Source organism: Alteromonas sp. ABH4_456 (assembly GCF_056160645.1).
Genome location: NZ_JBSWXO010000004.1, coordinates 93407 through 117077 on the forward strand (window position 1 = coordinate 93407; position 23671 = coordinate 117077).

A 23671-nucleotide genomic window follows, 5' to 3' on the forward strand; every position below is an offset into this window, starting at 1 on the left:
AGAAACTCACATGTCTTCGCCGTTTATTCATCTTCGCGTTCACAGCGACTTTTCAATGATGGATGGGTTAAACAAGGTTAAACCCATCCTCGCGCAGGTTGAAGCCTTTAACATGCCTGCGGTGGCTATTACAGACCAGATGAACATGTGTGGTCTGGTTAAATTCTATTCTGAAGCCCATAACCGCGGCATCAAACCCATTATCGGCACCGACTTCTGGGTGCAGAACGATGTTCTGAATGAGGAACCTTTCCGCCTCACTTTGCTGGCCATGAACAACGAGGGCTATAAAAATATTACCCTGTTGATTTCAAAAGGCTACCTGCGCGGTGCGGTGCACCATAAAACGGTGATAGAGCAGGCCTGGCTGGCAGAACATGCTGAAGGCGTGATTGTACTTTCCGGAGCATTGCACGGCGACGTCGGTATTGCTCTGACCAAGAACAACCAGAAGATGCTGGCGGACTCCCTTGAGTTTTATCAGCAGCATTTTGCCGACCGTTTCTACCTTGAGCTTATCCGCACCGGCCGTCCCGGTGAAGAAGACTATCTTCATCAGGCTGTGGCTGTGGCAGAAGAATACGGTTTGCCGGTGGTGGCTACGAATGAAGTGTGTTTCATTGAACAGGCGGGATTCGAGGCCCATGAAATCCGCGTAGCCATTCACGACGGTTACACACTGGAAGATCCCCGTCGCCCCAAACGCTACAGCCAACAGCAATATCTGCGTAGCAGCGATGAAATGGTTGAGCTGTTCAGTGATATTCCGGAAGCTATCGAAAATACAGTAGAAATTGCTACACGTTGTAATGTCACTGTAAGGCTTGGTGAGTACTTCCTTCCTCAGTTCCCTACCGGTGGTATGACAACGGAAGATTTTCTGGTTAAAAAATCGGAAGAGGGACTGGAAGAGCGTCTTGAATTCCTGTTCCCTGATGAAACCGTCAGAGCAGAAAAGCGTCCTGAATACGACGACCGTCTGAAAATAGAACTCGACGTAATTAACCAGATGGGGTTCCCGGGTTACTTCCTTATCGTTATGGAGTTTATCCAGTGGAGTAAGGACAACGGGATTCCGGTGGGACCGGGCCGTGGTTCCGGTGCAGGCTCATTAGTGGCTTATGCGCTGAAAATTACCGATCTGGATCCGCTGGAATTTGACCTGCTTTTCGAACGGTTCCTGAACCCCGAACGAGTATCTATGCCTGATTTCGACGTCGACTTCTGTATGGACCGGCGGGATGAGGTGATTGATCACGTGGCCGAGCTTTACGGCCGTCAGGCGGTATCACAAATTATCACCTTCGGTACGATGGCTGCTAAGGCTGTTGTGCGGGATGTGGGCCGGGTGCTTGGTCATCCCTACGGTTTCGTTGACCGGATTTCCAAGCTGATCCCGTCCGATCCCGGTATGACTCTTGGCAAAGCCTTTGAGGTCGAGCCCCGTTTACCGGAACTTTATAACGACGATGAGGAAGTCAAAGACCTTATCGACATGGCCCGCATTCTGGAAGGTGTTACCCGTAATGCCGGTAAACACGCCGGTGGTGTGGTTATTGCGCCTACTACTATCACCGACTTTGCTCCGCTTTACTGTGATGACGAAGGGAAAAACCCGGTCACCCAGTTCGATAAAAACGACGTCGAAACGGCAGGTCTGGTTAAATTCGACTTCCTCGGTCTGCGTACACTGACCATTATCCAGTGGGCACTGGACATGATCAAAGAAGGTCAGGGAGTGGATGTCGATATCAGTGCCATCCCGCTGGAAGATAAAAAGAGTTTCCGCTCACTGCAGGCGGCAGAAACCACGGCAGTATTCCAGCTTGAATCCCGCGGGATGAAAGAGCTGATCAAGCGCCTGAAACCAGACTGTTTCGAAGATATTATCGCACTGGTGGCCCTGTTCCGTCCGGGCCCGCTGCAATCAGGCATGGTAGACAACTTTATTGACCGTAAGCACGGTCGTGAAGAAATCTCTTATCCGGATGCTGATTATCAGCATGAGTGTCTGAAAGAAATTCTTGAGCCCACCTACGGTATCATCCTGTATCAGGAACAGGTTATGCAGATTGCCCAGGAAATGTCCGGGTACAGTCTGGGTGGCGCTGACTTGCTTCGCCGTGCGATGGGTAAGAAAAAACCTGAAGAAATGGCAAAGCAGCGTTCAACCTTCGAGGATGGCGCAAGAGACAACAACATCGACGGCGAGCTGGCGATGAAAATTTTCGATCTGGTAGAAAAATTTGCCGGATACGGATTTAACAAATCGCACTCTGCGGCCTATGCACTGGTGTCATACCAGACGCTGTGGCTGAAAGTACATTACCCTGCTGAATTTATGGCGGCGGTAATGTCGGCGGACATGGACAACACCGATAAGATAGTAACGCTGGTAGATGAAGTCGACCGTATGGGGATGACCATTTTGCCGCCGGATTTGAATGTTGGCCGGTATAAGTTTACGGTTGATGAGCATGGCCGCATTGTTTACGGTATCGGTGCTATTAAAGGGGTCGGTGAAGGCCCCATTGAAGCCATTATTGAAGCCCGGGAACAACAAGGTAATTTTACTGATTTGTTTGATTTCTGTGCTAAAGTTGACCTCAAACGGGTGAACAAGCGGGTGTTGGAAAAGCTGGTCCTCGCCGGCGCCATGGACAATCTTGGTCCGCAGGACGGCAAGGGTCCGCACCGTGCATCGATTATGGCCTCTTTACCCGAAGCTATTGCTGCTGCAGATCAACATGCTAAAGCGGAATCCTACGGACAGTCCGACATGTTCGGTTTGCTGACTACAGAGCCGGATGACGTAAAGCAAGCCTTTGCGGATGTGCCATATTGGCCGGAAAAAGTCTGGCTTGATGGTGAAAAAGACACTCTGGGCTTGTATCTGACAGGGCATCCTATTAATCAGTATGCTGATGAAATTAAGCATTACTCTGATGGTCGACTGGTTGATTTAAAACCAACCGGAAAAGATCAGATGTCCACGGCCGTTGGTCTGGTGCTGGGCGTCAGGGTAATGACAAACAAAAAGGGGCGTCGCTGGGCCATTGTAACTCTCGACGACAAGAGCGCGCGCATGGATGTACGTTTTTTCCCCGATATGTACGAAAAATATGAGAGTATTCTCGAAACTGACCGTATCCTGTTAATAAAAGGACAGGTCAGCTTTGATGATTTCTCCGGTGGCAATACAATCTCTGCCCGTGATGCAATGGATATTGTTCAGGCCAGAGAACAGAACGCAAAAGCACTGATGTTGGAACTCGACACCGTGCAAATTGATGAAAACAGAATTTCGTCGCTACAGGCAATTCTTCAAACGTACCGGGGCGGCAGTTGTCCGGTACAAATGCGTGTAGTACACCCGGATGCGGAAGCAGTGCTGGCCTGTGGCGCACAATGGTATGTGACGCCGGAAGACCAGCTGTTGCACGAATTAAAACAGTGTCTGGGTGAGCAGTCAGTCGCCATGTGTTATCACTGACAGGCGTGAAAGGTAGTATAGATAGGACACAGAATGAGTATACAGTTTTTGGAATTTGAACAGCCGATAGCTGAACTAGAAGCAAAAATCGAAGAGCTTCGGCTGGTTAATCAGGGCGGTGAATTTGACGTTGGTATTGAAGAAGAAATCACAAAACTTCGTACTAAAAGTTCGGATTTAACACGCAAGATTTTCTCAGATCTGGGCGCCTGGCAGATTTCCCAGCTTGCCCGTCACCCCATGCGTCCCTACACGCTGGATTATGTTGGCCGCATCTTCACTGAGTTTGATGAACTGGCCGGTGATCGTGCTTACGCTGACGACAAAGCGATTGTTGGTGGTCTGGCAAAAATTGATGATCAGCCAATTATGCTGATTGGTCATCAGAAAGGGCGTGATACGCACGAAAAAATTAAGCGTAACTTTGGTATGCCAAAACCTGAAGGTTACCGTAAAGCTCTGCGTCTGATGAAAATGGCTGAGCGTTTCAATTTGCCTATCGTTACACTTATCGACACACCGGGAGCATATCCGGGCGTTGGCGCGGAAGAACGTGGACAGAGTGAAGCTATTGCCCGCAACCTGTTTGAAATGGCTCAGCTTCGTGTGCCCATCATCTGTACCGTTATCGGTGAAGGTGGTTCCGGTGGTGCACTGGCAATTGGTGTTGGCGACCGCGTTAACATGCTGCAATATTCTACCTATTCTGTTATTTCCCCGGAAGGTTGTGCATCTATTCTGTGGAAGAGCGCAGATAAAGCGCCCCTGGCTGCAGAAGCGATGGGTGTAAGTGCACCGCAAATCAAAGAACTGGGTTTAATCAACAGTATTGTTGAAGAGCCTTTAGGTGGCGCACACCGTGACCATGACGGCATGGCTGCAAACCTGAAAGCGACCATCAAACAGCAATTGAACCAGTTGAAAACACTGGATGTTGAAAACCTGATGGAAGAGCGTTACCAGAGACTGATGTCTTTCGGTTACTGCTGATCCGGAGCGGGTAACGATGGCTGGTGAAATGGATGTCAAGCCGCTGTGTTCTGACATCATCTGCACAACGGCCAGGTTGCTCGATACTGTCACCCCGTCGCCAAACTGCCTTGTGGTAGGTTTCAGTGGCGGGGTAGACTCCGGTTTATTACTCCACGCACTCTCTTCATATTCTTCTTTGCCCGTTCACGGGGTGTATATCCATCACGGTCTGAGTCCCAACGCAGACGCGTGGCAAAATCACTGCGAAACCTTTTGTCGCCAGCGCAATGTTATCTTTTCTGCGTTATCCGTTAACGTGACAGTACAGTCCCGCACCAGCCTTGAAGCAAGTGCCAGAGACGCCCGTTATGATGCATTATTAAGCTATTGCCGGCAGCACAACGGTGCGCTGGTTTTAGGCCAGCATCAGGACGATCAGCTCGAAACCTTACTACTGGCGGTGAAGCGGGGAAGCGGGCCGGCAGGTCTGGCTGGCATGCCGGGGCTGCATTACCGGCAAGTTAGTGAGAGCGAGTCACCCGTTGCTGTTCTGCGGCCTTTGCTTAACTTTCGCCGCGAGGACATTGAGGCTGCGGCGGATTCACTGGGGATGCCGCGGGTTGAGGATGAGTCCAATCAGGACAACCGTTTCGACCGTAATTTTCTTCGAAACCGTGTTCTGCCGGATATGCACAGGCGCTGGCCTGGCTTTGCAAAAGCCGCTTCACGCTCCTGTGAACTGTTACAGGAACAAAATGCATTGCTGGCAGAAGTGACCGCGGAACGGGTTAAAGACGCTGAGATCGGTAACGGTGGACTGAGTGTTCCTGCTTTGCTGCTGCAAAGCACAGGCTGGCAGAGGGCGATTATCCGTCACTGGCTCACCGGACGGGGTGTGACCTTGCCTTCTAAAGCTCAGATGGACGAGATCCTCGCTATGTTACATGCCAGAGACGATGCCACACCGTGCGTTAAAGCCGGCGCTGGCGTGATCCGCCGCTACAACAGCGAACTGCTGGTTACTGCGGATATCGGGAACTGCACGGAAAATATGATGCAGGAAAGCGGGGATCCGCAACCGGTAGATATAGAGCAGTGGCAGCAAGTCCCCGGGTTGGCGGTAACATTTAAAATCTCCGGCCCGGGTGACTGGCAGCGGGTGCCGGCGGTAAGTCTGGATAAAATTTATGTGGGCCGGAATCCCATAGGGAAAACAGCGCGGAAATGGTTTAAGCAGTGGAAGATACCGCCCTGGGAAAGAGAACCCATTCCTGTTTTGCTGTGTAATGGTGAAGCGGCAGCTTTGCTGCTGACAGACAGAGTGGTCTGGCTGGCGGCCGGCAATCAGGATCTCAACAGGATAATGTACAAACGCAGCGGTAAATAAGACGGCAGTTTTCTGGCAAAGAGGCAAGGTTTTGCCTCTTTGTTTAAAAGTCTGCGGGGAGATTATGCCGCAAGATAAGCATTCTTTCCGGCGGCTTTAACTTGGTATAACGCGTGATCAGCACGCTCAAATAACGACTGCATATTATCTCCCTGACGGTAGACCGCACCGCCGATACTGCAGGAAACCCCGTGACCTTTAAGTAACGGGTTCTTTTCGATTCGTTTGTTGAGACGGTCAGCAATGACTTTCAGCGACTCTTTTTGTTTGCAGTCCAGCAGACAACAAAACTCATCACCCCCGATGCGGAATGCTTCATCTTCATTCCGCAGCACAGAGGAAATCTCTGCAGCCACAGCTTGCAATACCTTATCACCTTCCTGATGACCATAGGTGTCATTCACTGTCTTAAAGTTGTCTAAGTCTATGACCAGTAATCCGAATTTTTCATCATGGCGATCTGCTCTGCTGGTCAGACGGCCACAGGACTCATCAAATGCGTTGCGGTTACCTAATGTGGTCAGGGCATCTTTTGTCGCCATTTTTTTCAGTCGTTCGAACTCCAGAGCATTGGCGAACTGGTGGCTGAACAGCACATGTAACTCAGCCACACACTGACGCTCTTCCCGTGATGGCATGCTGGCAAACACATAGCGGATGTATTCCGGCGCGGATGTGCTGTGACGGTTGTTCATAGGCAGCATCAGGGTGTTTGTGTCATTGTCTTCCGGCTTAATGCGGCCATAACTCAGGTGACGTGAGGCATCGCTCAGGTTAAGGTGGACGAGTGCAACATGCTGTCTGAGTTGATGAAAGTAAAGAGAACCCAGTGCAGAAATATCGATGGTTGACAGGATCTGCCCCAGGAAGCTGTTTTTCTGATCGGCGGTTAACCGCGGGCCGGATGAGGCCATAGGATAAAAGCTGTCAGGGTATACGTGTTCATAAACAGAAGTTGAGAATTCCAAAACAGTACTCCTCGGGAACATGGGTTATACTTAGAGTCAATTGTTTACTTTTACGTCAGAAAATCGTCATCTAAGCGTATCTGACTGAAGTATTGCAAGTGGTGTGCCTGCTTGTAGTGCCGGATTAAAGGAGTTGCCGTGGTAGCAAGTGGATTTGGACAAATCGTAGTGTTAATGGCGCTGTCAGTAGTCAGTGTCGCAGTATTCCGCAAGCTTCATTTGCCACCGATTCTGGCCTACCTTTTTGCCGGACTGCTTACCGGCCCGGAACTGCTGGCGTTGTTCCCTCATCCGGAAGACATGCACCTGCTGGCAGAAATCGGGATTGTATTTCTGTTATTTTCTCTGGGGCTCGAGTTTTCACTGCCCAAGCTCATGTCCATGCGCTCACTGGTTTTCGGTGTCGGATTAGGGCAAATGGTCGTTACTACGGGTGTGTTCTCAGCAATCGCACACTTTCTCGGATTTGCCTGGGGGCCGGCAGTTATCATCGGCGGCATGCTGGCACTGAGCTCCACTGCTATCGTCATTAAGCAGCTTACTGAAGCCGGAGCACTTAATCATCGTCGTACAGAAATGGCCATCAGTATTCTGCTGTTTCAAGATCTGGCAGTGGTCCCTTTCCTCATTGCCATTCCATTAATGTCATCGGAACAGAACATCAGTCTCGCCACTGCGTTAATTCAGGCACTCATAAAAGGTGTACTGGTCGTTATCCTGCTGCTTTCTGCCGGCAAGTGGGTATTGCCCTGGATATTCCGGGAAGTGGCGAAAACCAGAACTGATGAGTTGTTCGTGCTTACCACGATTCTTGTGGCTATTCTGGCCGGAGGGCTGACCTATATTTTCGGTTTGTCCATGGCGCTGGGGGCTTTTCTTGCCGGGATGATGCTGGGAGAAAGCCAGTATAAGTACCAGCTGGAAGCGGACATCCGGCCATTCAGAGATATTCTGATGGGCCTGTTTTTCGTTACTGTCGGCATGCAACTCAATCTGCACGTACTTTATCAGGATGGTCTGTGGATATTCAGTGGGGTGGCGGTATTAATGGTACTTAAGGTGCTGGTGTTGCGCCTGGTTGCAAGGTTACTGAATTCTGATGCGGTGGATGCCTGGGCTACCGGCATCAAATTGTGTCAGATTGGCGAATTCAGTTTTGTTATTGCTGCACTGGCTACCGCAGAAGGAGTCATCGATAGCAGAACATCTTCTATTATCATCAGTATGGGGGTGATCAGCATGGCACTGACACCCCTGCTGGTAACCCGCAGTGTGGCCTGGGCGCAGAAACTCGAACCTGCGTCAGCGGTCAACGTTGAGCCTGACAGTGCCATTCCTGAAGCTTCAGCTTTGCAGAATCATATTGTCATCGCCGGATTTGGCAGAGTCGGACAGTCTGTTGCCCGTTTGCTGAAACTGGAGAACATTGCCTTTATTACTATTGATGCAGACCCGGTAAGGGTGCATGAAAGCCGCAATGCCGGCGAACCGATTTTATTTGGTGATGCCAGTCAGAAGGACATTCTTGAAAATGCCGGTGTTGGCAGAGCAAGTTTACTGCTGGTCACTTTTGACCAGCCTGAGAAAGCTAAGCAAGTCATTAACGCCGCAAGGCAAATCTCGCCGGGCATCAACTTAATGGTACGCACAAAACGGGACTATCAGCTGGATGCTTTGTATAAAGCCGGTGCCAGTCAGGTGGTACCGGAAATACAGGAAGGCAGTCTGATGCTGATTTCCCAGGTACTGCATTATGCCGGCGTACCCATGTCGCGGATCCTGCGAAGGGTGAGGGAGGAACGTCAGGGGCGGTACGATCACCTGCACGGCTTTTATCCCGGGGAAACCACTGAAATCAGCTACGGCACAGAAGATAAACTGGAATTTGTACATGCTGTTGTACTGAATAACGATGCAGCCTGTTTAGGCCAGTCGTTGTCAGACATCGATTTTCAAAGAATGCGGGTTAGACTGCAGGGGCTGAGAAGGAATGGCAGCGAAATAGCGCAGCCGGATGGCAATGAGGTGTTGCAAGCCGGTGATGTGCTAATCATCGCCGGCAAGCCGAGAAGAGTAGAGCGGGCAGAGCGTCGTTTTATGGACGGTGCCTGACAAAGCCGTTATGCAACTTTACCGCTCTCCAGATCTTTAAATTGCTTTTTGAGATCGTAATTTTCTTCGGTGACGATTTTTTCCAGTACTTCAACGCGTTCCCGTAGTGCCGCGATTTCGGCTTCCATGGCTTTATCACTACGGATATCTTTTTTCGATTTACTCTTGTCTTTCGCTGCAGTGACGATAGAGACCAGTGCCCAGGCACAGATTGCAACAATGACAACGGCGGTTGTATTCATTTTGTTCCCTCAACAAAGTAAAATTTTAGTGTAACGGTTTACGGGCATTTTGTCGTTAATTCAGCCTGTTTTATAACCTTTTTGTACAATTAAAATCGTAACATTGTGTTTTTCAACAGTCTGAATTTTTGCATACAGACCCGTTTTAACCGTGCTTTTGCTGTATGATAACCAAGAGTACGCAAGATTGTGACCAGTTTGGTAAATCATTATATTTCAATTGGTTATGATTTTTACTATACCGTGTACTGTATTCCTTTAGTCGAAATAACCAAAAGTTTGGTCAAAATAACCAATGAGTAATGAAGAATTATTCAGTGATGAACACTGGATGCAGCAGGCGTTGCTTCGTGCTGATAAAGCTGAAGCAATTAACGAAGTACCGGTGGGCGCGATAGTCGTTGCAGACGGAAAGATCATCGGAGAAGGCTGGAATTCTCCGGTTAGAGACCATGATCCCGCCGCTCATGCGGAAATGCTGGCTGTACGTGCAGCCGCCAGCCATATAGAAAATTACCGGGTTACCGGTGCAACCCTTTACGTCACTCTTGAGCCCTGTGCTATGTGTGCCGGAATGCTGGTGCACGCACGGATCGCCAGAGTGGTATTCGGTGCCAGTGATTTAAAAACCGGTGCTGCGGGATCAGTGATGCAATTGTTGCAACATCCGGAGCTTAATCACCAGTGTGATATCACCGGAGGGGTGCTGGCTGATGTCTGCGGAGAAAAGTTGTCTGCTTTTTTCCGGCGTCGCCGGGCTGAAATCAAAGCTGCTAAGTTATTGGCCAGAGCGACTCAGGCAGAAAAGTGCGGGGGAAAGGGAAAGGTGTAGTCCGGAACTGCTACTGGCAGGCTGACTCCGGACTTTTCGCGAACATTTCATGAGTCATAAAATGACGGCGGCGTTGAAGGACCCGTTGATGGGCACGTTTAATCATTAATTTTCTGCGATTATTACTTTTCAAAATTTTCTTTGCCTTTATTGCTTTTTGTCTTCTCATAAACCCTCCTCATCCTTAAATGTGTAAGGAGAACGTATTCAGGGTGGCATTGTTTTTATGCCTCATGCCGTTCTACCGGTATAACATGAAGGCTTTATGACAATTTTCAATCTTTTTCAGACAGTGTTTCCAACGTTGTTGCGTACTGCTGAATATTTTCTGTAAATCTCACGGTATCTGCACCGTCTGCGTAGCCATAATCAAGGTGACGGTAAACGTCCTTAACGGCCAGCAATGGATAGCGCTGTTTCACGTCCAGCCAGCGATCATTATTGCCGCCCTGGCGGGATGTCAGTTCCCGGCAATCCTCAAGATGTGTCAGGCCGGTGCGCCACGCTGCAAGGGTCATCATCATCCTCTCCGCAGCGGGGATCCGAGACGGGATTTTTTCATGCAGTGTAAGCAGTTGCTCTACTGCATCTGCGGTTTCACCGGCATCTTCCCACTGATTTAATTGCCAGGCGAAAGCTGCCAGCAGAGTCCACTCTGCATCGCTGTCGTAAGCACTGAATTGCTCTCTGAGAGCGGTTATTTTTCCGGCAGCCGCAAGAATGAATGCCGGAATATCTGCCTCTTGCAGCGGAGCCGCCGGCGTCAGCCATTCATTCTGCATTTTGGCAACCACACGTTGTTTCCTGAGCGTCGCAAAGTAATCAAAGACTGCACTGCGAAGAGAGTCATCAAGGCGGGCAGAGAATGCCCAGGCGGTGCCGGCATACGCCGGTCCGGTAACCATATCTGCTGACAATGCCTGCGCTCCGGCATCACTGCTCACAATCAAATCGATATCCGAGCCGGCCAGAGCAGCGTTCATACTGTGGTCGTCGTAATAGGGGATAAGTGCCAGTTCAACGCCAAGGTAATCAGCGAATCCGGCGATCAGTGTGTAATCAAACCCGCGGGGACCCTGCGGGCCATATTCATAACGTGAAGGTGCATACTCAATGCCTGCTGTCAGCTTACCGGCTTCCTTAACAGAACGAAGGTGATTGGGTAATTCAGGTTCGCTGCAGGCGGCAACGGTCAGAACTAACAGCAAACCGGTAACGGAACGTAACATTACTGTCAGGGGGGCAGACAGGAGAAAAGACATCTTACTCGACACGGTTAGTGGTATTACCTTTGGTTGAAAATCGAAAAAAAACTAAACTTGTTTTGAATGTAGGTTATCAAGTGGGCGGAATTCCTCTATAATCCGCGCCGAAATCCCCGTGCATCCAAGAGATAGCGTTTGAGCTGTCAGACGCTGTTTCCAAACAATCAGGTAAAACGATATGTTGGTCCTAAGAGGCGCTCCCGCACTGTCTGAATTCAGACAAACTAAACTTATTGAAAGGCTGGGTCAATCCGGTATTACTGTGAATGGCATTTACGCTGAGTTTGTTCACCTTGTGGACACAACCGGCACGTTAACCGGCGATGCCCGTCAGGTTCTCGACAAATTGCTGACTTACGGTCCGAAAACTCAGGCGAAAGCGCCTCAGGGAGAGTGCTTTTTTGTCACTCCCCGTCCCGGCACCATTTCTCCGTGGTCATCTAAAGCCACTAACATTGCACAAAACTGCGGCCTGACGGCTATCGAACGCATTGAGCGTGGTTGTGCGTATTATGTTGACGTAAATGGTGAGCTGACAGATGCCGATAAAGCGCTGGTGGCAGCAGAACTGCATGATCGCATGACTGAATCAGTGTTTGCTGCGCCGGAAAGCGCATCAGTATTGTTTGAACATGCCGAAGGCCAGAGCTTTACCTCGGTGGACGTGCTGGGAAGCGGCAAACAGGCACTGGTTGATGCGAATATCAGTCTGGGTCTGGCTCTTGCCGACGATGAAATTGATTACCTGTATGACAGCTTTACCCGTTTAGGCCGTAACCCTAACGATGTTGAGCTGTACATGTTCGCGCAGGCCAACTCTGAGCACTGCCGGCATAAGATTTTTAACGCCAGCTGGACTATTGATGGCGTAGAGCAGGACAAGTCCCTGTTCAAAATGATCAAAAACACCTTCGAAACCCACCCTGAATTTGTTCACTCTGCGTATAAAGATAACGCAGCTGTGATGGAAGGCTGGCAGGCGGGTCGTTTCTTCCCTGACCCGCAGTCGCATCAGTACGAATATCATCATGAAGATATCGACATTCTGATGAAGGTGGAAACCCACAACCACCCGACGGCCATTTCGCCGTTCCCGGGTGCCGCTACCGGTTCTGGTGGTGAAATCCGTGACGAAGGTGCAACAGGCCGTGGTTCTAAGCCTAAAGCCGGTCTGGTTGGCTTTACCGTTTCTAACCTGCGTATTCCGGGTGCTGAGCAACCGTGGGAAGCCAACTATGGCAAACCACAGCGTATCGTCAGTGCATTGGATATTATGATAGAAGGCCCGCTGGGTGGCGCGGCATTCAACAACGAATTTGGTCGTCCTAACCTGTTGGGTTATTTCCGTACCTACGAGCAGGAAGTCTCCAGCTTCAACGGCGTGGAAGTACGTGGTTACCATAAGCCAATCATGCTAGCGGGTGGTTTGGGTAACATCCGTAAATCCCATATCGAAAAAGGCGAAATCACCGTTGGCGCGAAACTGATTGTGCTGGGTGGTCCGGCAATGAACATCGGTCTCGGTGGCGGTGCGGCGTCTTCCATGGCGTCCGGTCAGTCTAACGAAGATCTGGATTTTGCTTCTGTACAGCGTGACAACCCTGAAATGGAGCGCCGCTGTCAGGAAGTTATCGATGCCTGCTGGCAGTTAGGTGATAACAACCCGATCCAGTTTATCCACGATGTGGGCGCGGGCGGTTTGTCTAATGCATTACCTGAACTGGTTAACGACGGTGGTCGTGGTGGTAAATTCGAACTGCGTGACGTGCTGGCCGACGAAGCGGGCATGACGCCACTGGAACTGTGGTGTAACGAATCGCAGGAACGTTATGTACTGTCTGTTGCCCCTGAGAATCTGGAAAAGTTTGCGGCGATTTGTGCCCGTGAGCGCGCGCCGTTTGCGGTAGTGGGTGAGGCTACTGAAGAACAGCATCTGTCTTTGCACGATGCTGACTTCGATAACCAGCCTATTGATATGCCACTTGATGTGCTGTTAGGTAAGCCACCTAAAATGCATCGTGATGTACAATCAGCAACGGTTGCGCCGGAAGCACTGAAACGTGAAGACATCACGCTGGCGGATGCAGCTCAGCGTATGCTGCGCCTGCCGACGGTCGCTGAGAAAACTTTCCTTATTACCATTGGCGACCGCTCGGTCACCGGTCTGGTCTCCCGTGACCAGATGGTTGGCCCGTGGCAGGTGCCGGTGGCTGACGTCGCGGTGACCGCCAGTGCGTTTGACACCTATCATGGTGAAGCCATGTCTATGGGTGAACGTACGCCTGTAGCACTGCTGTCTCACGGAGCATCTGCCCGTCTGGCAGTGGGTGAAGCACTGACTAACATTGCTGCATCAAACATTGGTGATATCAAGCGTATCAAACTGTCTGCGAACTGGATGGCTGCTGCCGGTCACCCGGGCGAGGATGCGGGTCTTTACGAAGCCGTAAAAGCGGTAGGTGAAGAACTGTGTCCGGCGCTGGGCCTGACGATTCCGGTGGGCAAAGACTCCATGTCGATGAAAACGGCATGGCAGGACGACGATGGTGCTGACAAGGCAGTAACGTCTCCGTTGTCACTGGTGATCACCGCATTTGGTGCAGTAAAAGACATTCGTAAAACGCTGACGCCACAACTGCGTACAGATAAAGGCGCAACCCGCCTGATGCTGATTGACTTAGGCGCGGGTCAGAACCGTCTGGGTGCAAGCTGTCTGGCACAGGTGTATCAGCAACTGGCCGACAAACCGGCTGATGTGGACAACGCTGAAACCCTGCTCGGTTTCTACAACGCTGTACAGGCGATGGTAGAAAAAGAACTGGTTATCGCGTACCACGACCGTTCTGACGGCGGTCTGTTCACAACCGTTGCTGAAATGGCCTTTGCCGGTAAGACCGGTGTAACCGTTTCTCTTGATGGTCTGGCTGACGATGACTTAGCGGTACTGTTTAACGAAGAATTAGGTGCGGTTATTCAGGTAGCAGAAAGCGACGTTGAAGCGGTGACAGCGATTGCTGAAGCTCACGGTCTGGGCGCGCTGTTACACGATATTGGTACGCTGAATGCGACAGACATGGTTGAGTTCAACCGTGGTGACGTTGCTGTACTGACCGACACCCGCGTGAACCTGCGTACCATGTGGGCAGAAACCACACATAACATGCAAAGCCTGCGTGATAACCCGAAATGTGCTGACGAAGAGCACGCTGCCAAGCAGGATGCGGCAGATCCGGGTCTGAGCGCGAAGTTGAGCTATGATGTTACTGAAGATGTTGCTGCGCCTTTCATTGCTAAGGGTGTGAAACCTGAAGTAGCGATTCTGCGTGAGCAGGGCGTTAACTCTCATCTGGAAATGGCGGCAGCATTTACCCGCGCGGGTTTCACTGCTATCGACGTGCACATGAGTGACGTTCTGAGCGGCCGTGTATCTCTGAACAACTTTAAAGGTCTGGCGGCTTGTGGTGGTTTCTCTTACGGTGACGTACTGGGTGCCGGTGAAGGTTGGGCGAAGTCGATTCTGTTCAATGCACAGGCCCGTGACCAGTTTGCAGCTTTCTTTGACCGCGACGATACGTTTAGCTTAGGTGTATGTAACGGTTGTCAGATGCTGTCTAACCTGAAATCTCTGATTCCGGGCACAGAAAACTGGCCACACTTTGTGACTAACGTGTCTGAGCGCTTTGAAGCCCGTGTTGCCATGGTAGAAGTGATGGAGTCAAACTCTGTGCTGCTGCAGGGTATGAAAGGCTCGATGATGCCGATCGCGGTATCTCACGGTGAAGGTCAGGCAGAGTTTGCCTCTGCGGATGCACTGAGTGCGGTTCAGAGCGCTAATCAGGTAGCCCTGCGTTACGTGAACAACTACGGTCAGGTAGCAGATACTTATCCTGCGAACCCGAACGGCTCTCCGGCGGGTATCACGGGTCTGACATCTGCTGATGGTCGGGCAACGATTATGATGCCTCACCCAGAACGTGTATTCCGTACTGTAGCGAACTCCTGGCGCCCGGACGACTGGCAGGAAGACGGCGCGTGGATGCGCATCTTCCGCAACGCCCGCGTCTTCGTGGGCTAGGTTGTAGTCGCTTCCGCATTACGCGGTGCGACCGGGGGTCAGAAACACGCATACACCCATCCATGGGGCTCGACTGCGGCATCCCTGCCGCAGACGGTTTCTGACCCCCAGTCGCGCTCGCTGGTTGCGGAAGCTGGCATCTCCAACCTTTTCTGGCTTCCAATTTAAGCTCGGTTGCGGCGTCCCTGCCGCAAACGGTTTCTGATCCCCGTCCGCACTCGCTGTTATAAAAGCGCTAGTTTTTTTCTAACTCAAGCTACGCTGGCTGTTCTGACCCGAAACTGTCTTAAATTTACACATTGCTGAAACTTAATGAGAAAAGAGTTGTCTGGATAGTAAGCGCCAAAAAACAGTGGATATAGCGTCAAAATTTTGAATCGAGCGCTTGTGATCTATAGGTCGCTGTTTTACATTAGTATGTGTCAGGAAGACGCACACTAATCAGCATAGGATGCAAAATATTGGTTAGGATCGTTAACGATCCGTAGTTAACGCAGATAATAAGAGACGAATATGTATCGTTCTGGTAAAGGTTTCGGTTTAACCGGTGTCGCTGTAGCAGTATTGTTTATGATCCTGACAGCAGTGTTCAGTTCTTCCGCAAAATCTGCAGAATTGGCAGTTGCTGAGCAAAGCTCGCAACACATCTGATAAGCGCGTCCTGCGGCTTATTCAAAACTTCCTGCTCAGCAGGCTGGGAAAGTCTTGCCTGTAGAAAATTCAACACTCATATCAAAATTCAGGATTAGCTGAACTTTTATCTCGTACTTTTTTTGTACGAAGATCATACGCTCGGATCTCAAGCATAGACCACTTTTTATTTTTTTCTATTTTTTTCGCGATTAATTAGCTTCTGCTGTGGATGTTTCTTTAGCAACACATAAGTAGCACCGAAACCGCCGTGCATAGGTTGCGCGGTATGCCAGGCTATTACCCAATCCAATTCTCTCAACCAATGATTTACATAGCTTTTTTTCAGCGCAGGTATAGGCTGACTCTGTTCGCCTTTTCCATGCTGGATGAGCAGGGCGCGGGAACCCCGTTCGTGGGCACTCTTCAGCTTCTTATAAAGCAGATCACGGCAGTCTTTTAAAGTCAGGTTCTTGAGAGAAATGCGCTGCTCAATATCGTATTTTCCCAATCGGAGATTTTTAAACACTCCATCCTGAATGCCGGGTTGCTGATAAGCAATAAAATCATCGGGTTTAACCGGCTTAACATTTTCCATGCTGAGCGGGTTGAAAACCTCTGGATTTTCCCAAGCAAGCGCTGCGCGACGAGCCTTTTTTGCCAGATTGTCCTGAGCATCATGGCAGAATATTTTGTCGTCTGAGGTGATGGGTTTAACGTCTCCCATTTCTTCCATAAAAGAAAGTAGATCGTCATCTTCATATTGATGGTTCATAGTTCACCTCATTCTTGACATTTCCAACTTATACGTAGCAAACCCAGGGTCGTTCACTTCAGCCATTGTGCATGGTTTCTGTTTGCCAGTGCAAGATGGTCGGGTACCGACTGCCGGTTTCGTGAACATTACTAAACCGGATGTCATAAAAAAGCCGTTAACGGCTCTGAGAAAAAAACGATAACAAAAACTATCCGGTCTTAAGCGGTGTCACGTTAGAGGCGCTTTTGTAGGGCGACAGGTGCTGGTCAAAACTGTCTACATTGACCACCTGTAAGCGGAGCTTATTGGCCTGCTTTATCTGATTGGCTTCATCATCATTGATTATGTCGGCCTCCAGCAGTTTCTCACACAGCTGAAACAACGAGCCTTTTTCTTTCACCTTACCATCTTTACGGGCCTTCCTAAGCCTTCTGTTAAGCGGTTCAAGAGAAATCATCGCGTCAAAAGCCTGCTGCAGCACAGCGATAGGATCATTGGTGTTGTCGGTGTAAACTTGGGGCGTAAGCTTGGTGCGCAATTCACTGTTTTCGCAAAGAGACTCACTGATTGCCAGAGTAAGTTTATCTGCTGGCGGCGCATAGCTGCGTCCGAACGGAAATACAATGCGACGCAGTAGCCAGCCGGCAACCGGATTACTGATATGGCGGGTAAATCCGTACATAGCATCCTCACACTGCTTTAACGCTCTCGCTACCAGAAAGTCTACATAAACTTGCTCATCGCGGCGATAGCCTCGTTTATGATGGTGGTACAGTACGGCTGAGGTGAGATAAAGCTGGCTTAGCACGTCGCCGAGTCGGGCCGACAGTAACTCACGGCGCTTCAGTTCACCGCCTAAAACCAGCATGGCGATATCGCTGTAGAGCGCCAGCGCTTTACTCATACGTTCCAGCTGACGGTAGTGCTTTTTATTTGGCGTTTCCGGCGCGTTAATAAAGTGCCCGCCGGTAAGGCCATGGAAGAAGGCGAACAGACCGTTGCCAACAGCAAACTTCACATGTTTACCTAGCAGTTTCTCGAAGTCGGAAAGTGCCTGGTCCTTGTCCGGATTAGCCGCAGCAACCAGTTCGTCAAACACGTAAGGGTGACAGCGCGTTGCCCCCTGACCGAAGATCATCAGATTACGGGTAAGAATATTGGCACCTTCTACCGTGATTGATACCGGCATTGCCATATACAGAGAGGCCAGATAATTCGTGGGGCCCATTTGTATCCCTTTACCGCCATGGATATCCATAGCAATATTAATACTGGTACGGGCGGCTTCGGTCATATGGTATTTTGCGATAGCCGTAACAACAGAAGGTTTATTGCCTTCGTCAATTGCCATGGCTGTCATCTGACGTACCGCCTCTGTCATGTAAGCGTTAGCGCCTAAAGTAGCCAGGCCCTCGGCGACGCCCTCGAATTTATACAGCGGGCTATTGAATTGTTGGCGAACCATGGCATAAATCGCGGTAGTGCGTGCACTTAGTTGGCAGTTACCGGTGGAGAGTGCAGGCAGTGAAATGCCCCTGCCGGCAGACAGACACTCAATCAGCATCTTCCAGCCTTTACCGGCGTAATCCGGGCCACCAATGATCCAGTCTATGGGAATAAATACATCCTTGCCGCGGGTGATACCGTTCATAAACGCCTGTTCAAGAGGCAGGTGGCGGTCACCGGTTTCAACACCCGGATGAGAGGTAGGGATCAGCGCACAGGTAATGCCGATGTTTACCTTGTTACCCAGCAGTTTATCGGGATCAGAGAGTTTGAACGCCAGGCCTAATACCGTGGCCACGGGGGCAAGGGTAATGTAGCGTTTATCCCAGTTAAGGCGAATCCCCAGGGTTTCTTTCGCCTCATGTTTACCCATGCAAATGACACCGGTATCCGGAATAGCACCCGCATCTGAACCGGCTTCCGGCGCGGTGAGCGCGAAGCAGGGGATATCCTCACCGCTGGCTAGGCGAGGCAGCCAGTAGTCTTTCTGTTCTTCTGTTCCATAGTGGCTGAGTAGTTCACCCGGGCCCAGTGAGTTGGGCACCATCACGGTGACACCGGCGCTCAGGGAGCGACTGGATATTTGAGACACAATGGTAGAGTTGGCAAAAGCGGAAAACTCCTTACCGCCGTAGGCTTTTGGAATGATTAGTGAGAAAAATCCATGGCGACGCATATAGTCCCACGCTTCAGGCGAGAAATCTTTTCGTTCATGAATGGCATCGAAATCGTCAATGAGACTCATCAGTTTAGGTACGTGAACATCAATAAATGCCTGTTCTTCATCCGTTAACTCTGGTTTTGGGAATGCCTGCAGCTTTTCCCAGTCAGGGCGGCCCTGAAAGAGATCAGCTTCCCACCAGGTACTGCCTGCTTCCATAGCTTCACGCTCGGTCTGACTGAGCGGGGGAAGTATCCGTTTGAACAGATCAAAAATTGGTCCGGTGACCAGTGAACGGCGAATTGAACTTATACCGAAAACAATTGCACCAGCAATGATAGCGACAATGAGTATGAACCACATAAATGTATCCGACATATCTGGAATGTGTATGATATGTATAATTTAAACGACCGTTTGAATTTCGGCAACGTTCAATTTTGTAAAATCGCGCGATGGGCTGGTGTAATAACTGAAGACGTTTTGCAGTGATCTTTGCTCGGTCTAAAAGGGCGATGCACACATCCCGTCGGCCAGATGGGGCACAATGCCTCTGAAAAGTTTAAGTAACCTGATAGCTTGTCATTTTTGTCAGGCAATTTATTTGCCCGACAAAAATGGCTGGTCTGACCCGTTCAGTCTGTTTACTCTGCGATGTGACTCTTGTAATCATGCACAACTGAAAGAAAAGAACTTAACAGGGGGGAATGGTTATCTTTAAGGTAAACGCAACTCAAATCCAGGGTGGCATTTTCCGGCAAATGATTTAGCGGCCTGTAAACCACCCCTGGCATAGACATGCTGGTAGTGGAGGTGGGAACAAGGCATACACCGAAGCCGCCGGATACAAGTGCAACGCCGGCTACAGCATCGTTCATAACCTGTGCGATATTCATATTCACACCGCCTTCCTGAAAAATACGTACGACTAAATCAACAAAGTTTGGACGAGAACTGTTAGGAAAAACGATTAAAGGTTCCCCTGCCAATGAGGCCAGGTCGATGCTGGAATGCGCGGCAAGAGGGTGGCTCTGGTGAAGCGCTACCATAAGGTTTTCCCGCAGGATCTGTATTGAGTCTATATCGCTGAGCGGCGGTAGCATACGATTAAAACCCAGAGATATTCGCTTTTGTCGAAGTGCTTCGATTTGTTCTCCCTTGTTCATTGAGTGCAATACAACATGTACTTCCGGGTATTGTTGTTTGAATTGTTGCAATATTTCAGGAATGGTTTTAAGAATACCTGAACCGAATACCGCTACATCCAGTCGGCCCATTAATCCCTGACCTGCTCTGCGGGTTCGCTCCTGAGCCAGCTCCATCAGACTAAGTATATTCTTACTTTCAGTAAGGAACAGTTTGCCTGCCTGAGTCAGTTCCACCCCTTTTGACGTACGATCAAAGAGTTGAACACCTAGATCCTGCTCCAGTTGCTGGATTTGACGGGTCAGCGGAGGTTGAGAAATAAACAGCCTTTTTGCAGCCCTCCCGATGTTTTTTTCCTCGGCAACTGCCACAAAGTACCGCAACTGACGCACGTCCATAAACACTCCTGCTAACACTTTCTTAATACCCTGAAGGTATCAAAGCGGGCTGTCAATAGTATTGGAAGGTAATTAACAGCGATTATACATTTCATTCACAACACATGGCAGAGCAATCTGTCGTGATTGGTCCGGGCATAGTGCAAACAGCGAGGAAACACACTATGGAGGAGAAATGGATGAAAGAAAATAATAAAAAATCTGCATTAAAAACCCTGTCAGTTGCCGTTCTCTTAGGTCTTGGCGTCAGTCATGTCGCCAACGCCACAACCATCGATACCAGCAATCCGAATCTGCGTATCCGCTGGGACAACACGGTTAAGTACAGTGCGTCTTTCCGGGTTACCGACCCTGACGCAAAAGTGGCCGATGGTTCAATTGGCCCTCAGGCTAATACTAATGATGGCGACCTTAATTTTGATAAAGGTCTGGTGTCGAACCGGGTAGATTTACTGTCTGAATTCGACCTCAGGTACAAACGTAATTACGGCGTGCGTTTTAGTGCTGCTGCCTGGTACGACTCTGTCTATCACGATTCCAATGACAATCCCGCTGAACTCGGTGGCGCATTGGTTAACTCTGTATCGGTCGGCCCGAATGAATTTACGGCAGAAACGGAAGGTTTGCACGGGCAGTACGCCGAACTGCTGGATGCCTTTGTATACGGCAGTTTCACTCCGGGGAAAAAAGCACTGAACCTGAAGGCCGGTCGCTTTACTCAATTGTATGGTGAATCGCTTTTCTTCGGCTCGAATGCTATGGCCGGTGCCATGACCTCTCTGGATCTGGCCCGGGCACTATCTGTTCCCAATTCCGAATTTAAAGAAGTGGCACGCCCCACAGCGCAGCTGGCCGGCCAGTTACAGTGGAACTCTAAGCTGACACTGGCGGCTTACTATCAGGTGGAATGGCGTCGAAGCCGCCTGCCGGCAGCCGGGAGCTATTTCAGCTTTGCAGATTTCGTAGATAAAGGTGGTGAGTCGCTGATCCTCGGCCCCGGCGTGGTTGCCTTTCGCGGCGATGACATCACGCCTGAGGAAAGCGGCCAGTACGGTCTGCAGATCCGCTACAAAATTAATGATTACGAAGTGGGTTTCTACCACGCGAACTTCCATGAAAAACTGCCTCAGTTCTATGTCCGTCCGGGTGTAAATGTCACTGAAGGTGGCATCGGCGACTACGTGCAGGTGTTCGGTGAAGATATCAAACTTTACGGCATGAGTGTCAGTACCCTCGTGGGGGAAACCAACGTAGCAGCAGAGATGTCAATGCGCACCGACATGCCACTGGTAGCCATCGGTAATACCGTCATCCTTCCCGGAGATACTGTCTCCGATGGTGGTAATAATTCCGCTTTCCCCCGTGGCGATACTTTCCACTTTAACGCCTCGGCTGTCACCATTTTAAATGAAAGCAGCGTTTGGGATGCCGCGAGTTTTGTGGGTGAGTTTGCTTTTAACCGTCGACTTAACATTTCTGAAAATGCCGATCAGCTGGACCCTCTTGCCACCCGTGACGCCAGCGCCGTGCAGTTCGTGTTCTCGCCGGAATACTTTCAGGTTATGCCGGGGCTCGATCTCCAGGTGCCCATAGCTATGGGATACGGCCTGTCCGGTCGTTCGTCTGTTAATGGCGTACTTTTTCCGGCTGAGCACGGCGGTAACGTGAGCCTTGGCGTGAAAGGGGACTACAACCGTATCTGGCGCTTTGGTGTGAGCTTTACCAAATATATCGGTGACGCCGGTTCTGTAATCCAGTACGACACTGAAGTTCCCATGCTGTCTTACAAGAATTTTCACGGCGACCGCGACTTCATCTCATTTTCGATTCAACGCACTTTCTAAAGGAATAACCATATGAAAGCTATGATTAAAACCGGAATTGCTGCCGCGCTGGCGCTGAGTTTATCTCCGCTGGCACTGGCAAAAGCCAGTGACGCCGACGCGGCAAAACTGGGTGACACCTTAACGCCATTGGGTGGAGAAATGGCCGCCAACGCTGATGGCTCAATCCCTGCCTGGACAGGCGGTATCAAAGATAACGTGGCGGGCGACCATGCCGGTGACATCCCGCTGGATTTGTTTGCTGATGAGAAACCGCTTTATAAGGTAGACATTAACAACTATGAGCAATACAAAGACCAGCTCAGCGAGGGCACGATAGCCCTGATGAAAAAGTACCCGGATACATTTTATGTGAATGTCTATCCAACCCACCGTACGGCAACGGCGCCCGAGTATGTTATTGAAGGCATCAAACGTAATGCCACCCAGTGCGAGCTCACCGAAAACGGCTACAGCATCGATGGCTGTATCGGCGGTATCCCATTCCCCATTCCGGAAAATGGCAACGAGGTAATGTGGAATTTTCTGCTACGGGTAGAAGCACCTTCCATCGAATACACGTTTAAGAATGTGGTTGGGAATGCTGACGGCTCCCATACTCTTGCTACCCGTAACGAAATTGCCTTCCAGTACCCGCCTTATTACAGAGATGCGGATCCGGATGACTGGAACGGGGAATATTCCATGTTCCGTTTCAACACCATGGAGCCACCATTTAAAGCCGGTGAATCTCTGGTGATCCGCGACAGCATCGACGCTGACAACCCCCGTAAAGCCTGGCAATACCTGCTCGGACAGCGACGTGTTCGTCGTGCTCCTACCGTTGCTTACGATACGCCTGACTTCGTGGCCTCCGGCGCGAACTACTTCGATGAGGTACAGGGCCTGTTAGGACACATTGACCGCTTTACCTGGACGCTGAAGGGCAAGCAGGAAATGCTGGTACCGTACAACGACAACGGATTTATCAAACCTTCGGCAGATGAAGCCATCAGTGAATATCACCTCAACCCGGAGCACGTGCGCTGGGAGAAGCACCGGGTTTGGGTAGTAGAGGCAAATGTCGCTGAAGGTAGTCGTCACGCCGTACCCAAGCGCACCTATTACATCGACGAGGACTCCTGGGTGATTCTGCTGATAGACGGTTACGACGCCGAGGGCAACTTGTGGAGAACCTCTCAGCTGACTCCCTTTGTGGTGCCTGCCGTACCGGCGGTATTGATTAAAACTGCCACCGTATTCAACCTGCAGGCAAAAACCATGAGTGTGATTCAGTCACTGAACGGTGAAAGTTTTCACGTGGTAGATGCCAAGCCTGAAACTTACTTCACTGGTGACGCCGTAGCTGCAGATGCGGTGAGATAGTCGTGCGGAGGAGGGGCG

The 23671-nt window shown here is 50.3% G+C and carries 14 protein-coding genes; 8 read left to right on the top strand and 6 right to left on the bottom strand.

Features of this window, described 5'->3' with window-relative positions; genetic code table 11:
* Positions 1-10 precede the first annotated feature (10 nt).
* The 3 genes from dnaE to tilS are packed head-to-tail and all read left to right on the top strand — an operon-like array spanning position 11 to position 5852.
* Positions 11-3493, top strand: coding sequence for a DNA polymerase III subunit alpha (gene dnaE, locus ACXAG2_RS07885; RefSeq protein WP_474844612.1), 3483 nt, complete (start codon positions 11-13; stop codon positions 3491-3493).
* Positions 3494-3526: 33 nt separating this feature from the next.
* Positions 3527-4483, top strand: a complete 957-nt coding sequence (gene accA / locus ACXAG2_RS07890) for an acetyl-CoA carboxylase carboxyl transferase subunit alpha (RefSeq protein WP_119500499.1) — start codon at positions 3527-3529, stop codon at positions 4481-4483.
* Between the two features lie 16 nt (positions 4484-4499).
* Complete coding sequence (tilS, locus tag ACXAG2_RS07895; protein ID WP_474865776.1) at positions 4500-5852, top strand: tRNA lysidine(34) synthetase TilS; 1353 nt, start codon at positions 4500-4502, stop codon at positions 5850-5852.
* A gap of 62 nt (positions 5853-5914) precedes the next feature.
* Here the strand turns inward: tilS and ACXAG2_RS07900 are convergent, their stop codons facing one another.
* On the bottom strand, positions 5915-6820 hold the full coding sequence (locus ACXAG2_RS07900) for a GGDEF domain-containing protein (RefSeq protein ID WP_161599110.1): 906 nt from the start codon (positions 6818-6820) through the stop codon (positions 5915-5917).
* Positions 6821-6994: 174 nt separating this feature from the next.
* Here ACXAG2_RS07900 and ACXAG2_RS07905 point away from each other — a divergent pair, with 174 nt between their 5' ends.
* The gene (locus ACXAG2_RS07905; RefSeq protein WP_474866219.1) at positions 6995-8932 is read left to right on the top strand and encodes a cation:proton antiporter domain-containing protein; all 1938 of its coding nucleotides are present in this window, start codon (positions 6995-6997) and stop codon (positions 8930-8932) included.
* 8 nt (positions 8933-8940) lie between these two features.
* On the opposite strand, the gene ACXAG2_RS07910 is transcribed toward ACXAG2_RS07905, so the two are convergent.
* A complete protein-coding gene (locus ACXAG2_RS07910; protein ID WP_119500502.1) occupies positions 8941-9174 on the bottom strand; it encodes a hypothetical protein in 234 nt (77 codons plus the stop codon).
* Positions 9175-9469: 295 nt separating this feature from the next.
* Between ACXAG2_RS07910 and tadA the strand changes: the two genes are divergently transcribed.
* The gene (gene tadA / locus ACXAG2_RS07915) at positions 9470-10006 is read left to right on the top strand and encodes a tRNA adenosine(34) deaminase TadA (RefSeq protein ID WP_474865779.1); all 537 of its coding nucleotides are present in this window, start codon (positions 9470-9472) and stop codon (positions 10004-10006) included.
* Positions 10007-10281: 275 nt separating this feature from the next.
* Here tadA and ACXAG2_RS07920 read toward each other — a convergent pair whose 3' ends face one another.
* Positions 10282-11280 (bottom strand): membrane-bound lytic murein transglycosylase MltF, encoded by a 999-nt coding sequence (locus ACXAG2_RS07920; RefSeq protein WP_474865781.1) that lies wholly within the window; start codon positions 11278-11280, stop codon positions 10282-10284.
* A 169-nt stretch (positions 11281-11449) separates the two neighbouring features.
* Between ACXAG2_RS07920 and purL the strand changes: the two genes are divergently transcribed.
* Entirely contained in the window at positions 11450-15346 is a 3897-nt protein-coding gene (gene purL, locus ACXAG2_RS07925) for a phosphoribosylformylglycinamidine synthase (RefSeq protein ID WP_474865783.1), read from the top strand.
* 817 nt (positions 15347-16163) lie between these two features.
* On the opposite strand, the gene smrA is transcribed toward purL, so the two are convergent.
* From smrA to ACXAG2_RS07940, 3 genes are all read right to left on the bottom strand, one after another.
* Positions 16164-16751: a DNA endonuclease SmrA gene (gene smrA / locus ACXAG2_RS07930; protein WP_474865785.1), complete on the bottom strand. Its 588-nt coding sequence runs from the start codon at positions 16749-16751 to the stop codon at positions 16164-16166.
* Positions 16752-16941: 190 nt separating this feature from the next.
* The gene (locus ACXAG2_RS07935; RefSeq protein ID WP_474865787.1) at positions 16942-19263 is read right to left on the bottom strand and encodes an acyl-CoA dehydrogenase; all 2322 of its coding nucleotides are present in this window, start codon (positions 19261-19263) and stop codon (positions 16942-16944) included.
* Between the two features lie 281 nt (positions 19264-19544).
* Positions 19545-20444, bottom strand: coding sequence for a LysR family transcriptional regulator (locus ACXAG2_RS07940; protein WP_474837988.1), 900 nt, complete (start codon positions 20442-20444; stop codon positions 19545-19547).
* Positions 20445-20623: 179 nt separating this feature from the next.
* On the opposite strand from ACXAG2_RS07940, the gene ACXAG2_RS07945 reads away from it, so the two are divergent.
* Together ACXAG2_RS07945 and ACXAG2_RS07950 are read left to right on the top strand one after the other, a co-directional pair.
* Positions 20624-22288 (top strand): DUF1302 domain-containing protein, encoded by a 1665-nt coding sequence (locus tag ACXAG2_RS07945; RefSeq protein ID WP_474865789.1) that lies wholly within the window; start codon positions 20624-20626, stop codon positions 22286-22288.
* Between the two features lie 12 nt (positions 22289-22300).
* Positions 22301-23653: a DUF1329 domain-containing protein gene (locus ACXAG2_RS07950; RefSeq protein WP_474865791.1), complete on the top strand. Its 1353-nt coding sequence runs from the start codon at positions 22301-22303 to the stop codon at positions 23651-23653.
* Positions 23654-23671: the final 18 nt, after the last annotated feature.

Excerpts from the sequence above, each read along its gene's own strand:
- dnaE (WP_474844612.1), top strand. The coding sequence starts at position 11 with ATGTCTTCGCCGTTTATTCATCTTCGCGTTCACAGCGACTTTTCAATG.
- accA (WP_119500499.1), top strand. The coding sequence starts at position 3,527 with ATGAGTATACAGTTTTTGGAATTTGAACAGCCGATAGCTGAACTAGAA.
- tilS (WP_474865776.1), top strand. The coding sequence starts at position 4,500 with ATGGCTGGTGAAATGGATGTCAAGCCGCTGTGTTCTGACATCATCTGC.
- ACXAG2_RS07905 (WP_474866219.1), top strand. The coding sequence starts at position 6,995 with ATGGCGCTGTCAGTAGTCAGTGTCGCAGTATTCCGCAAGCTTCATTTG.
- ACXAG2_RS07910 (WP_119500502.1), bottom strand. The coding sequence starts at position 9,174 with ATGAATACAACCGCCGTTGTCATTGTTGCAATCTGTGCCTGGGCACTG.
- tadA (WP_474865779.1), top strand. The coding sequence starts at position 9,470 with ATGAGTAATGAAGAATTATTCAGTGATGAACACTGGATGCAGCAGGCG.
- purL (WP_474865783.1), top strand. The coding sequence starts at position 11,450 with ATGTTGGTCCTAAGAGGCGCTCCCGCACTGTCTGAATTCAGACAAACT.
- smrA (WP_474865785.1), bottom strand. The coding sequence starts at position 16,751 with ATGAACCATCAATATGAAGATGACGATCTACTTTCTTTTATGGAAGAA.
- ACXAG2_RS07935 (WP_474865787.1), bottom strand. The coding sequence starts at position 19,263 with ATGTGGTTCATACTCATTGTCGCTATCATTGCTGGTGCAATTGTTTTC.
- ACXAG2_RS07940 (WP_474837988.1), bottom strand. The coding sequence starts at position 20,444 with ATGGACGTGCGTCAGTTGCGGTACTTTGTGGCAGTTGCCGAGGAAAAA.
- ACXAG2_RS07945 (WP_474865789.1), top strand. The coding sequence starts at position 20,624 with ATGAAAGAAAATAATAAAAAATCTGCATTAAAAACCCTGTCAGTTGCC.
- ACXAG2_RS07950 (WP_474865791.1), top strand. The coding sequence starts at position 22,301 with ATGAAAGCTATGATTAAAACCGGAATTGCTGCCGCGCTGGCGCTGAGT.